Origin of the sequence: Chlorobium sp. (assembly GCF_036528655.1) — a bacterium.
Lineage (GTDB): Bacteria > Bacteroidota > Chlorobiia > Chlorobiales > Chlorobiaceae > Chlorobium.
Genome location: NZ_JAIGND010000003.1, coordinates 128129 through 140652, shown reverse-complemented (window position 1 = coordinate 140652; position 12524 = coordinate 128129). Strand labels below are relative to the sequence as shown.

Below are 12524 nucleotides of genomic sequence, written 5' to 3'. Positions count from 1 at the left end.
AAATTTCTCTCTCATTGCGCCTCCCGATCCTGAGTCCGCAAGTGTCGCCGTTGTCGGAAAGAACACAATTATATGTTATTATTACAAACTGTTACTGTACAGCAACAAGCTGATCATATTATGACACTTTTTTATTATCGTTCCTGCACTGCCCTTGCAGCGCTCCTGATAATGCTTGGTTCGTTGATTCCGATGATCGCGCATGCCTCGCCATCTTTCACCCGCGCAGAAGATACCACGGTTCCTCTCCGGGTATCGACGGGAAACGAAGAGGGCTATACCATCAAGGTGATCGCTCTGAGGACCGACAGCGGCCTGTTAGTCGATATCGAGTCGTTCGCGCGTGCGCTCCGTCTCAGTTCACGGCAGGAGTCCGGGGTTCTCCTGATGGAGGAGACCGATGCATCTCCGGGAAGCAGCTGCCAGTTGAGGAGCGACAATAATTTCGCGATGTTCGTTCCGAAGGATGCCCAGCGCATGAAACGCATCGTACAGCTTCAGTCCGCCCCTGTACTCAGGGACGGAAGGCTTTTCCTGCCGGTGCTTCATGCCTGCAGGCTTTTCACGCTCTGGCTCGACAAGGACGTCGTGTACGACTATTCTTCGGGCATCATGACCGCATGGCTCTGGGGCACGCGGCTCGGCGACTCGGTTGGTTATGTCGGATCCTTAAGACCCGGAGAAATTCAGGCCGCAACAGAAGACAGAAAGCATATTCCCGTTGAGCCGGGTACCGTGATCAAAGGCGTCAATATCGAGAACAAGGCGAACGGTGCGGTTGTCATGTTCGCCGCATCGGGCAAGTCCGTCAGGGCCAGGGTAAAGAAGCCCGATGCGAACGGCAGGGCATATTTAACGTTGCAGAATGCGTCGTGCGATGTCGATGCCCTGACGAAGCTGTTCAGCGGAGGACTGGTGAAATCCGTTACGCCGATCTCTCCTTCCGGCGGGGAGCTGCAGTTCGCAATAGACCTCGATACGGAAGGGTACAGGATAAAGACCGTCGATTTTCAGCGTGATGAGCCGAACAACCGTTATCTCGTCTATATCATGAGCGAGGCAGACGTGAAAGATATCCGGATGAAAGAGAAGGAGCGGCAGATCGCAAGCGTGCTCAACAGCGATGTCGAGAAATGGAGGCTCAATACCATCGTGCTCGATGCGGGTCACGGGGGCCACGATCCCGGCGCGATAGGCGTAAGGGGAACCCGGGAGAAGGATGTGGTGCTCAACATCGTCAGGGATCTCGGCAACCTCATTGCTCAGAAATGGCCGGATGTGCGGGTTGTCTATACCAGAAAGGACGACCGGTTCATTCCGCTCCACGAACGGGGTAAAATCGCCAACAGGAACGGCGGCAAGCTGTTCGTCAGCTTGCATTGCAATGCGAATAAAAAAAATCATATAAAGGGATCCGAAGTCTATATTCTCGGACCGCATAAAAGCAAGGACGCTCTTGAAGTGGCCATGTTCGAAAACTCCGTCATTACAAAAGAGAGCGATTACAAGGAGCGCTACAAGGGGTTTTCGGCCGAGTATCTCATCATGAGCAGCATGGCGCAGAGTGCGTTTGCAAAACAGTCGGCCGATCTTGCCGTCGAGGTTCAGAACCGGATCGGCAGATCGGACAGCACGAACGGAAGAGGGGTGCGTCAGGCCGGCTTCATGGTACTCTGGACTCCCTCCATGCCGAGCATTCTTGTCGAAGCGGGTTATCTGTCGAATGCAGAAGAGGAGCGGGTTCTGCGTGATCGCCAGGAACAGACGAAGATCGCATACAGAATATTCCAGGGTATTGAAAGCTACCGCAAGAACTACGAGCGGGAACAGCTTGCCGCAATTGGTAAATAACCGAGGCTCTCTATGGATATGATGGCGCTATTGATTTCAATAGCGCTTTTTTGTTGGATAGTTGTAAACCGGCACATAAATTCAGGTTGACAACAGGAAGCCCTCGGGGGGCAATCAAGGTGTATCGGGTTATTAAAAGGGTGTTTTTATGAGCGGTCTGACTTCCGGCATTCTTGCCCGTCTTCATTCGGCGGATGGCTATCTTTCCGGAGAGCAGCTTTGCCGGGAGTTCGGTATTACCAGAAGCGCTGTATGGAAGCATATCCGGCAGCTACGCCTGAGCGGCTGCCGGATCGACGCCGTTACCGGTTCGGGATACAGACTGCTCGCTCTTTCCGGTGCTCCGGTGTCGGCGGAGGTCGCGCTTTTTCTGAACACCGGGTTTGCAGGCCGCATCGTTCACTACCGGAAGGAGACGGACTCGACCAATCTTGAGGCTAAACATCTTGCGGTAGCGGGAGCGCCGGAGGGAAGCGTCGTCACTGCGGATTTCCAGAGCGCCGGAAGGGGGCGTCTCGGCAGGAGCTGGGTTTCCCCTGCAGGTCAGAACCTTTATTTTTCCGTTATTCTTCGTCCTCCTGTGGCTTCGTATCGGGTTCCGCAGATAACCCTGCTTTCGGCAGCCGCGATTCATCGGGCCCTCGTCGAGACTCTTTCCGGTATCGACGCGCGAATAAAATGGCCGAACGATATTGTCGTCGGAGGCAAAAAACTCTGCGGAGTGCTGTGCGAAATGCAGGCCGATCCCGACACAACGCATTTCGTTGTCGTGGGGATCGGCATTAACGTCAACCAGGGGGAGTTTGCTCCCGATCTGCTTGACCGGGCGACCTCTCTGCGTCGTGAATGCGGTTCTTCTCTGTGCCGACCGGAGCTGCTGGCAGGAGTGCTGAACCGGTTCGAGGAACTCTACCTGCAATGGCTCCGCGAAGATGATCTCGGGTTTATCCTGCCCTATCTTGAGCGGTATTCGCTTCTGCAGGGAAGGGATGTGATTGTTGACCAGCTGACCCGGCAGATTACAGGGACGGTGAAAGGTATTGCTCCCGGAGGGGAACTGCTGCTCGGTATGGTCGACGGCACCGTAAGGCCGATATCATCCGGAGAGGCATCGCTTTCCAGTGCGTATACCATGTGAACAGATTAACATAACCATTTATGAGTACCATTATACATCAGGCTGTCATCAAGGCATACCGGGTACTTGAGACCGGTGAGCCTCTCGACCGGGAGAGCGCTATCGAGCTTGCCGGCATTCCGGGAGATGCGGTGCTCGATCTCGCTTCCCTGGCGCATAAGGTGCGTCTTCGTTATGCAGGAGAGTCCGGAGATCTCCATACCTGTTCCATCATGAACGCCAAATCAGGGGAGTGCGGAGAGAACTGCCGGTTCTGTGCCCAGTCGCGCCATAACAGCGCGAAGATCGATATTTACGACCTTGCCTCCGAAGACGCGGCAGTGGAACAGGCGGCGGAGACCTTTGCTCAGGGAGTGCGGCATTTCGGCATCGTGACAAGCGGATACGGGTACCTTAAACCTACGCCGGAATTCCGCAGGATCATTTCCATGATCGACCGGTTGCGGCGCGAACTGCCGGGACTTAACGTCTGCGCATCGCTCGGCGTGCTCGGCGAGGAGACCGCAGCCGCACTTGCGGAGCACGGGATTGCTCATTACAATATCAATATCCAGGTTGACCCGTCACGTTACGGAGAACTGATCGCCGATACCCATACAGTCGAGGAGCGCATCGCTACGGTCAGGCTGCTCGCGAAATACGGTATACCGGTCTGCTGCGGCGGTATAATCGGCGTCGGCGAGAGTATGATTGAGCGCATCGGCATGATCTTTGCCCTTGCGGATCTTGACGTTGCGGTCATTCCTCTCAACGTGCTGGTGCCGATCGACGGCACGCCGCTCGAAGCAGCTCCGGCGACCGGTCTTGCCGATATCGTCAAGACCTTCGCGATTTGCCGCCTCGTCCATCCCCGAAAAATCATTAAGTTCGCTGCAGGGCGAGAGACCGTGATGAAGGATTTTCAGGGGCTCCTCATGCTTTCCGGAGCGAATGGTTTTCTGACCGGAGGATATCTGACAACGAGAGGCAGGGATGTCTGCACCGACAGGGCTTTCGTCAACCAGCTTGCGCAGTTCGGCGGGAGGGCGTCCTAATCGTGGAGTTTCATGCGTTTATCCATGGCAGGCTCGATGCGCTTCGCCGTGACAACAGGCTTCGCGTGCTTCCCGATATCGGGGAACGGAGCGGAAAGAATATTTATGTCGCAGGAGAGCCTCGCCTGAACCTGTCATCGAACGACTATCTCGGTCTCGCTGAAGATCGTTTTCTTCGCGGTTCCTTCAGTGATGCCTGCAGGGAACAGGGATTCGCCATGACCAGTTCGTCTTCCCGACTTCTTACCGGAAACCATCGCTGGTACGATCAGCTCGAGCGGGAACTTGAACGGCTCTACGGCAGAGAGGCCTCATTGGTCTTCAACAGCGGTTACCACGCCAACGTAGGAATCCTTCCGGCTCTTGCGGGACGCAGCGACCTCATTCTTTCCGACAGGCTCAACCATGCAAGCATCATCGACGGTACCGGTATTTCCGGAGCGGCGCATCAGCGTTACCGACATAACGATACCGCACATCTCGAAGAGCTGCTTGAAGGGACGAAGGGTCGTTACAGGCACACGTTCATCGTGACCGAATCGGTATTCAGCATGGATGGCGATTTTGCCGATCTCCGGAAGCTCGTGGAACTCAGGAAACGCTACGGCGCAGTGCTCATTGTCGATGAAGCCCATGGCGCCGGCGTGTTGGGTGAGAAGGGACTTGGCCTTTGCGAGTCAACCGGAACCGTTGCCGATATCGATATTATCATCGGCACTTTCGGCAAATCCTTCGCTTCGACAGGGGCTTATGCCGTGATGGATACCGTCCTTCGCGATTACCTGGTCAATACCATGCGCTCGTTCATATTTACCACGGCCCTGCCGCCGGCGGTACTTGCCTGGAGCTTCATGACTCTCCGGAAACAGACGGAGATGCAGGTCGAAAGGGGCCACCTGCAGCGGATTGCAGCCACGCTCCGCGGGCGGCTTAAAGAGGCGGGGTTCGAGGTGCCGGGTGAGAGCCATATCATCCCGGTCATCACCGGCAGCAACGACAGCGCGGTCAGTCTCGCCGAAAAGCTGCGAAACGGCGGTGTGCTCGGCATGGCTGTCAGGCCTCCGACCGTTCCTGAAAACCGGGCGCGAATCCGGTTTTCCCTCAGAGCGAACCTGCAGTGGGACGATATCGGCTATATTCCCGATATCATAAAGGCGGGGATGGTATGATTGCCGAATGGATCATCCGGCAGGGTGCCGGAGAGGCGCTGCTTTTCTTTGCCGGCTGGGGGATGGACCGACGGATCGCCGATCATCTTTCGCTATCTCACGCATCGGCTGCGTATGACATCCTGGCGTTCCATGACTACCGAACCGGGGAGATAGACGCGACGACATACGATGCCTTGTGTTCGTACCGCAAGCGTACAGTTGTCGCCTGGTCTTTCGGCGTCTGGTCGGCGGCCCATGCGGAGCTTCCTCCCGTTTCCCATGCCGTGGCGGTGAACGGGACGCTCTGGCCCGTCGATCGCGAAAAGGGGATCGATCCCGAGGTGTTTCAGGCTACGCTCGATACCTACAACGACGGAAACCGGCTTCGGTTCAACCGCAGGATGTGCGGAGGCGGAGAGGTTCTGACGCACTTTCTTTCGGTTCAGCCCGAACGGACAGCTCTCTGCCAGCAGCAGGAACTGGCTGCATTTTCCGGGAGGCTGACGGCTGGCGAGGGGCGGGAAAGGTTCAGGTACGACCACGTCATTATCGGCGGCAGGGACATGATCTTTCCCGCATCCAGACAGTTTTCCGCATGGAAAGGCTATCGGCAGACGGTGATTGCCGATATGCCTCACTACCCGTTTTTTCATCTTGCCGGTATGGAAGAGGTGCTTGCATGCGGCAGGGAATAGACAAGAGGCTTGTTCGCGAGCGGTTCGCAAAAGCGCTTGGCTCATACCGCGAGCATGCCGTCGTTCAGCGCGAGATGGCTATTGTGCTTGCCGACATGGTCTGTGCCGCAGTTCCGTCACGCAGTTTCGGACGTGTTTTCGAAGTCGGAGCAGGAACCGGAGCGCTGACCGGGGCGCTGCTCAGCCGTTCTGACATCGACACGTACATTGCCAATGATATTGTCGCCGAGAGCCGAGGCTACATAGCTCGCGAAGCCGTGCTGCAGGGGCATGCCCGGTTTGAATTTCTTCCGGGCGATATCGAAACGCTCGAAAAGCTGCCCGGAGAACTCGATCTTGTGGTTTCGAATGCCACGGTGCAGTGGCTGACGGATCTCGACGGTTTTTTCATGAAGATTGCCGGTTGTCTGAAGCCGGGAGGCCTGCTTGCATTCAGCACGTTCAGCAGCCTGAACATGCTCGAAATAGCGGCACTTGAGGATGAGGGGCTCAGCTATCCGGAACTTTCCGATCTGGAAGCTCTTGGAAGTCGTTATCTGGAGCCGATCGTGTTTAAAGAGGAACATCGCCGGGTGGCATTCGATTCACCGGTATCCATGCTGCATCATATCAGGAAAACAGGCGTTAACGGCATAGCCCGGCGCACCTGGACGAAAGGCCGCTACCTGCGCTTCCTTCGTCGATATCAGGAGGCATACGCCTGTGAAGAAGGGGTATACCTTACCTATCATCCGGTCTACTGCTGTTTCAGGAAGATGTTACCATGAAAGGAAAAGTAATTGCGGTTTCCGGCATCGACACCGGAACGGGGAAAACCGTCGCGACAGGACTGCTTGCAAGGGCTTTGCTCGATCGCGGGGTACGGGTCATAACCCAGAAACTTGTGCAGACCGGATGTTCCGGCAGGGTTGCCGAAGACATCGTCGAGCACCGGCGGCTCATGGGCATCGGACTGATGCAGGAAGACATCGACGGGATCACTTCGCCCTATGTGTTCGAGTATCCGGCATCCCCCCATCTTGCGGCAAGACTGGAGAGCCGCTCAATCGACCCGATAGCCATCAGACGGGCAACTTTCAGGCTCCAGCAGCGTTATGGCACCATTCTGCTCGAAGGTGCGGGAGGACTGCTGGTGCCGCTCAATGGCGACCTGCTGCTTGCCGATTATATCCGCGATGCAGGTTACCCGCTGCTGCTGGTGACATCCTCGCGACTCGGCAGCATCAATCACACCCTGCTTTCCATCGAAGCCTGCCTGAAGCGGGGAATTTCACTCAAGGGGATTGTTTTCAACCGGTTTCGGGAAGCCGACCGGACGATCGGAGACGATGCCTTCGGGACGATTCTCAATTTTCTTAAACGCTACGGCAGTTCCGCACCGATAGCCACGCTTGACGAATCAGGGCTTGAGGCCGGCTCGGCGGAGATGTTCGGACTCGCAGACGGCTGAAAAACCAGAGACCATTTCATTGCATGAATACAATCGATCTCGATTTCGACCGCGCTCATATCTGGCACCCCTATACTTCGATTACCGGGCCATTGCCGGTCTATCCGGTAAAAGGCGCCAGCGGGGTGCATATCGAGCTCGAAGACGGACGCAAGCTCGTGGACGGCATGTCATCCTGGTGGGCGGCAATCCACGGATACAATCATCCCGAACTCAATCGTGCGGTGCGTGAGCAGCTCGAAAGCATGAGCCACGTCATGTTCGGAGGTCTTACCCATCAACCAGCGGTCACGCTGGCCAGAGAACTTCTGGGGATTACCCCTGAACCGCTTGACCGGGTGTTTTTCTGCGATTCCGGATCGGTAGCGGTGGAGGTCGCCCTGAAAATGGCGATCCAGTACTGGGCCGGACTTGGCAATTTCCGGAAGAAGCGGATGCTGACCGTTCGTTCCGGCTATCATGGAGATACGTTCGGAGCCATGTCGGTCTGCGATCCCGAAACAGGCATGCACCGTCTTTTCCGGGGTGTTCTTCCTGAACAGTACTTTGCCGAAGCGCCGCAGTGCGGTTTTTCCGATATCTGCAGCGAAGAGCATATCGCCGATCTGCGACTGAAGCTCGAACGACATGCCGACGAACTTGCCGCCGTGATCATCGAACCTGTGGTACAGGGTGCCGGAGGCATGCGGTTTTACTCTCCGAACTACCTGCGTCGGCTGCGCCAGCTTTGCGACCTGCACGGCGTGCTTCTGATTTTCGATGAAATCGCAACAGGTTTCGGGCGTACGGGAAAACTATTCGCGCTCGAACATGCCGGGGTGGCGCCCGATATCCTCTGCCTCGGCAAGGCGCTGACCGGCGGGTACATGACTCTTGCCGCGACGCTTGCAACTGAAGATGTTGCCGAAAAGGTCTGTTCCGGCCAGGCCGGGGTGTTCATGCACGGTCCGACCTTCATGGCCAATCCTCTCGCCTGTGCCGTTGCCGTCGCAAGCATCCGGCTCCTGCTCGGATCGGGATGGCAGGATAGGGTGCTTCGCATCGAGCGGCAGCTGCAGGAGGGGCTAGAACCCTGTCGCGGGTTCGACGGCGTCGCCGATGTCCGCGTGCTTGGCGCTATAGGGGTCGTCGAACTGAAACGCCAAGTCGATATGAGCGAAATCCAGAAACGATTCGTCGAAAAAGGTGTCTGGGTACGTCCTTTCGGCAGGCTGGTCTATCTGATGCCGCCTTTCATCATCGGCACGGGAGATCTTGAGCTGCTGACAACCGCTGTCTGCGATATTGCGGGGGAATACGGTTCACATTTTTGATTTATCCCTGCAGAGTGCGTAAACTGAGATTTTTATGCCGTTTTACCAACGCAAGACGCAATTGTCATGACTATTGCCAGACCCTGGATCCATCATTACGATAAAGGAGTTCCCCATACGCTTGAGCCCTATCCGGAACAGACGCTTGTCGATATCGTACGCAAGAGGGCATCGGAACATCCGGAGACGCCGGCCATGCACTTCAAGGGCCGTGAGCTCTCCTACGGGTTGATCGAGAGGGAGAGCAATGCTCTGGCCGAATCGCTCAAAGAGCTTGGCGTTGCGCCCGGCGACAGAGTGGCAATGCTCATGCCCAATTCTCCGCAGATGATCATCGGCGAACTCGCTGTCTGGAAAACAGGCGCGATCGTCGTGCCGCTGAACCCGCTCTATACGGAAAACGAGCTTGCTTACGCGCTCAACGAATGCGGAGCGGAAACCGTTATCGTGCTCAGCAGTTTTTACGGCAAGATCAGAGCGGTCAGTCCGGATACCCGGCTCAGGAGGGTGATAGCTACGAGCATCAAGGAGTATCTGCCTCCCCTGAAAAGCCTGCTGTTCACATTGCTGAAGGAAAAGAAGGATGGCCATCGCATCGAACTGCATAAAGGAGATTTTCAGCTGCAGGATCTTGTCCGGCGGCATGTCGGAGCAGAAGCCCGGCCCATGCCGGTCAGCCGCGAGGCCCCTGCGCTCTTCCTTTTTTCCGGTGGTACGACCGGAAACCCGAAATGTGCCGTGAGTACCCACAGCAGTCTTGTCATATCAGGCATGCAGATTGCAGCATGGTTCAGCGTGATCCTCGAAAAAGGGAAAGATTCCATTATTCTAAACATGCCGCTGTTCCACGTCTATGGTCAGGCCGGGATCATGCCGGCGGCCCTGATGGGCGGATACCCTCTTGTTCTGATACCGAACCCGCGCGATCTCGACGACCTGCTGCACTCGATCCGAACTCTTCGGCCAGCTGTCCTTCCCGGCGTTCCGACGCTTTTTACCGCGCTGCTCAACCATCCGGTGGTGAAGAAGCGGCGGGGAGTCATGCAATCCATCAAACTCTGCGTCTCGGGAGCCGCTCCGCTCATGCAGGAAACCAAGCGCAGTTTCGAAGAGTTGACAGGAGGAAGGATCATCGACGCTTACAGCCTTACCGAAACCACTCTCGCTTCGACCTTCACGCCCATTCTCGGAACCTATAAGCCGGGCTCGGTCGGAATTCCCGTGCCCGATGTAGAGGTTCGTATCGTCGATCAGGAGACCGGAACCGGGGCACTTGGTTCCGGAGAGGTCGGCGAGGTGCTCATGCGCGCACCCCAGCTTATGAAAGAGTACTGGCAGAATCCTGAGGAGACTGCTCTTGTCTTACGGGATGGATGGCTCTATACGGGCGATCTCGGTTATCTCGACGAGGACGGCTATCTTTTTATCGTCGATCGTAAAAAAGATGTCATCAAACCCGGCGGTTTCCAGGTATGGCCCAGAGATGTCGAGGAGGTGATCGCCCGCCATCCCGCCGTGCAGGAGGTAAGCGTTGCCGGAGTTCCCGATGCTTACAAGGTTGAGGCGGTCAAGGCATGGGTCGTGCTGCGCTCGGGCCACACGCTCGCTGCAGATGAACTCTGCGACTATTGCCGCAAGGACCTTGCCGCCTACAAGATTCCCCGGCACGTGGAATTCATCGAAGCGCTCCCGAAATCCACGGTAGGCAAGGTGCTTCGTCGGAAACTTGTCGAGGAACATTGCAAGAAGGCAGGGACGACAGGGAAATGACTCTCGATGAACTCCGGCAATTGCTGCTGCCGGAAAATCTCGCCCTGCTCGAAGAACACGGTTCCGATGACCCTGCCGATTTTGCCATGCGGTTTCAGGGCCGCGAGGATATTCCCGCAAGGGCGATCGCCGAACAGCTCGCCTGCCGCAGGAAGGCGGCGAAAAAAATACCGATGCTCTCGCTGAAGGGGTTACTCTACGCTTCTCTTGCTCTCGAACAGGCATCGGGCGAAGCTGCGGCGGCATACAAGGCTTCGATTATGAGCGGAGAGAGAGTGATTGATCTTAGCGGAGGGCTTGGCGTCGATACCATCTTTTTTTCAAAGGTGTTTCGCTGCGTGGTGTATTGCGAGCGCGATCCGGTGCTTGCGGAACTTGCCGCGAACAATTTTCGCAAGCTCGATCTCACCAATGTGGAAATTCTGCATGGAGAGAGTCTCTCTATGCTGCATTTGTTTCCCGATAACCACTTCGAATGGATTTTCGTCGATCCTGCCCGAAGGGAGAGCGGGCGGCGTTCCGTCGGCCTCGTTGCGGCGAGCCCTGACGTCACGGCCGCTCATGACCTGCTGCTTTCCAAGGCACCGAGAGTGATGATAAAGGCTTCTCCGGCTCTCGAACCGAGCGGGTTGAGGAGGGACTTGCCGTCGCTCTCGGAAATACGCGTAGTATCTGTTGACGGAGAGTGCAGGGAATCGCTGCTGCTGCTTGAGCGGGGCGAGCCGAACGATCATGGCGTGCTGCGAACGGCCGTGCTGCTCTCGAAAGATGGTGCTGTCGAGCTTGCAATATCGGGAACCGGAACGGAAGAAAGAGCGGTGTCGCACCAGGTGCAAACATATTTCTACGAACCTGATGCTGCAGTCATCAGGGCCGGTCTTGCCGGAAAGCTCGCTCTTGATCTCGGATTGTCGTTCGTGAACGGAAGCGTCGATTATCTTACCGCCGACGTGCTTATTGCCGATTTTCCCGGCCGAGTCTTCCGTGTTATGGCCGTCGAGCGATACAGGCCTAAAACCTTCAGGAAGTTTCTCCGGCGGCACGATATTACGGAAGCGGCTCTTCAGCGTCGTGATTTTCCGCTTCAATCGGAAGAGATACGCAGAAAGTTCCGGCTCAGGGAGAGCGACAGCCGCTATCTTTTTTTTACAAGGGATAGCGACGGCGAGCCGGTCTGCGTCTACGGCGTCAAGGCTGCCGCAGGCGGAGCAGCTCTTTCTGCGCAAGCCCGAAACGCAGCCCCTGTATGCTGACCCTCACTTCAGTTACGCCGAGCAGTCGCATGAACTGGTGCAGAATGAGCGTCCCCATGGTGATGACGTCGGCGCGTCCTTCGGGAATTCCCTCGGCGACGATCTCTTCGAGCGAACAACTGCCGAAACGTGCGAGCAGCCGATTCACCTCTGCATAGGAAAGCCTGTAGTTCTGCACCTTCGCTGCATCGAATCCGTTCAGCCCCTGGCTGACCTGCGCAAGCGTCGTAAGCGTGCCGGCAACCCCGTAAACCGATTCCCTGGCTTCGAAGAACGGTATGATGCATCCTGTCAGCACCCTGTTGATCTCATTCCTTGCGGCTTCGAACTCGTCAGCAGAAGGGGGTTGCGCCCTGAAAAAACGTTCGGTAAGCCTTACCGAGCCGATATCCATACTGATGCTCTCTTCCAGGCAGTTGATGCTTCCCATGGAGATTTCCGTGCTTCCTCCGCCGATGTCGATGACAAGAAAGCTTTCAGGCAGCTCGCTCATTCCTGCAACCGCTCCGAAGAATGTAAGCTCGGCTTCTTCTTCGCCGGAGATGCATGTGATTCCGATACCGGTTTTCTGGCCGATGTCTCCGATAACCTCGTCACGGTTTGCAGCATCGCGCAGGGCGCTGGTGCCGCAGGCGATGATCGCTTCTGCGCCATGTTCTTCGGACAGTCGGCGGTATTCCTCCATGCAGGCGGCAAGACGCCGTATTGCTTCTGCGGAGATCAGTTTCCGTTCATCGACTCCCTCGCCCAGCCGGACTATGGTCTGCCGGTGCAGCAGGGGAATGATGGAGCCGCTTTCAGGTTCAAGGTCTGCAATAAGCAGAAGGGCTGTGTTGGTGCCGATATCGATGCAGGATGCACGTCTCATG

11 protein-coding genes are annotated in these 12524 nt (G+C 56.5%); 10 read left to right on the top strand and 1 reads right to left on the bottom strand.

Annotated elements, in window-relative coordinates; genetic code table 11:
• Window positions 1–120: 120 nt before the first annotated feature.
• The 10 genes from K4305_RS00775 to K4305_RS00730 all read left to right on the top strand — a co-directional run bounded on the left by K4305_RS00775 (window position 121) and on the right by K4305_RS00730 (window position 11655).
• Window positions 121–1851 carry an N-acetylmuramoyl-L-alanine amidase family protein gene (locus tag K4305_RS00775; protein ID WP_331560414.1) on the top strand — a complete coding sequence of 577 codons (1731 nt, stop codon included), beginning with the start codon at window positions 121–123 and terminating at the stop codon, window positions 1849–1851.
• Window positions 1852–1999: 148 nt separating this feature from the next.
• Window positions 2000–2989 (top strand): biotin--[acetyl-CoA-carboxylase] ligase, encoded by a 990-nt coding sequence (locus K4305_RS00770; RefSeq protein WP_331560413.1) that lies wholly within the window; start codon window positions 2000–2002, stop codon window positions 2987–2989.
• 20 nt (window positions 2990–3009) lie between these two features.
• The gene (gene bioB / locus K4305_RS00765) at window positions 3010–4023 is read left to right on the top strand and encodes a biotin synthase BioB (RefSeq protein ID WP_331560412.1); all 1014 of its coding nucleotides are present in this window, start codon (window positions 3010–3012) and stop codon (window positions 4021–4023) included.
• Window positions 4024–4025: 2 nt separating this feature from the next.
• Entirely contained in the window at window positions 4026–5192 is a 1167-nt protein-coding gene (locus tag K4305_RS00760) for an aminotransferase class I/II-fold pyridoxal phosphate-dependent enzyme (protein WP_331560411.1), read from the top strand.
• Complete coding sequence (locus tag K4305_RS00755) at window positions 5189–5869, top strand: DUF452 family protein (RefSeq protein WP_331560410.1); 681 nt, start codon at window positions 5189–5191, stop codon at window positions 5867–5869. The genes K4305_RS00760 and K4305_RS00755 overlap by 4 nt, the downstream gene beginning before the upstream one ends.
• The gene (gene bioC, locus K4305_RS00750; protein ID WP_331560409.1) at window positions 5854–6636 is read left to right on the top strand and encodes a malonyl-ACP O-methyltransferase BioC; all 783 of its coding nucleotides are present in this window, start codon (window positions 5854–5856) and stop codon (window positions 6634–6636) included. The genes K4305_RS00755 and bioC overlap by 16 nt, the downstream gene beginning before the upstream one ends.
• A complete protein-coding gene (bioD, locus tag K4305_RS00745) occupies window positions 6633–7319 on the top strand; it encodes a dethiobiotin synthase (protein WP_331560408.1) in 687 nt (228 codons plus the stop codon). Before bioC ends, bioD begins: the two co-directional genes overlap by 4 nt.
• Window positions 7320–7342: 23 nt before the next feature.
• A complete protein-coding gene (bioA, locus tag K4305_RS00740) occupies window positions 7343–8632 on the top strand; it encodes an adenosylmethionine--8-amino-7-oxononanoate transaminase (protein WP_331560407.1) in 1290 nt (429 codons plus the stop codon).
• Window positions 8633–8698: 66 nt separating this feature from the next.
• Window positions 8699–10402 (top strand): long-chain-fatty-acid--CoA ligase, encoded by a 1704-nt coding sequence (locus K4305_RS00735; protein WP_331560406.1) that lies wholly within the window; start codon window positions 8699–8701, stop codon window positions 10400–10402.
• Entirely contained in the window at window positions 10372–11655 is a 1284-nt protein-coding gene (locus K4305_RS00730; RefSeq protein WP_331560405.1) for a THUMP-like domain-containing protein, read from the top strand. Before K4305_RS00735 ends, K4305_RS00730 begins: the two co-directional genes overlap by 31 nt.
• Here the strand turns inward: K4305_RS00730 and K4305_RS00725 are convergent.
• Window positions 11591–12523, bottom strand: coding sequence for a Ppx/GppA phosphatase family protein (locus tag K4305_RS00725; RefSeq protein WP_331560404.1), 933 nt, complete (start codon window positions 12521–12523; stop codon window positions 11591–11593). The genes K4305_RS00730 and K4305_RS00725 overlap by 65 nt on opposite strands.
• Between the last annotated feature and the right edge of the window lies 1 nt (window position 12524).

Excerpts from the sequence above, each read along its gene's own strand:
- K4305_RS00775 (WP_331560414.1), top strand. The coding sequence starts at position 121 with ATGACACTTTTTTATTATCGTTCCTGCACTGCCCTTGCAGCGCTCCTG.
- K4305_RS00770 (WP_331560413.1), top strand. The coding sequence starts at position 2,000 with ATGAGCGGTCTGACTTCCGGCATTCTTGCCCGTCTTCATTCGGCGGAT.
- bioB (WP_331560412.1), top strand. The coding sequence starts at position 3,010 with ATGAGTACCATTATACATCAGGCTGTCATCAAGGCATACCGGGTACTT.
- K4305_RS00755 (WP_331560410.1), top strand. The coding sequence starts at position 5,189 with ATGATTGCCGAATGGATCATCCGGCAGGGTGCCGGAGAGGCGCTGCTT.
- bioC (WP_331560409.1), top strand. The coding sequence starts at position 5,854 with ATGCGGCAGGGAATAGACAAGAGGCTTGTTCGCGAGCGGTTCGCAAAA.
- bioD (WP_331560408.1), top strand. The coding sequence starts at position 6,633 with ATGAAAGGAAAAGTAATTGCGGTTTCCGGCATCGACACCGGAACGGGG.
- bioA (WP_331560407.1), top strand. The coding sequence starts at position 7,343 with ATGAATACAATCGATCTCGATTTCGACCGCGCTCATATCTGGCACCCC.
- K4305_RS00735 (WP_331560406.1), top strand. The coding sequence starts at position 8,699 with ATGACTATTGCCAGACCCTGGATCCATCATTACGATAAAGGAGTTCCC.
- K4305_RS00725 (WP_331560404.1), bottom strand. The coding sequence starts at position 12,523 with ATGAGACGTGCATCCTGCATCGATATCGGCACCAACACAGCCCTTCTG.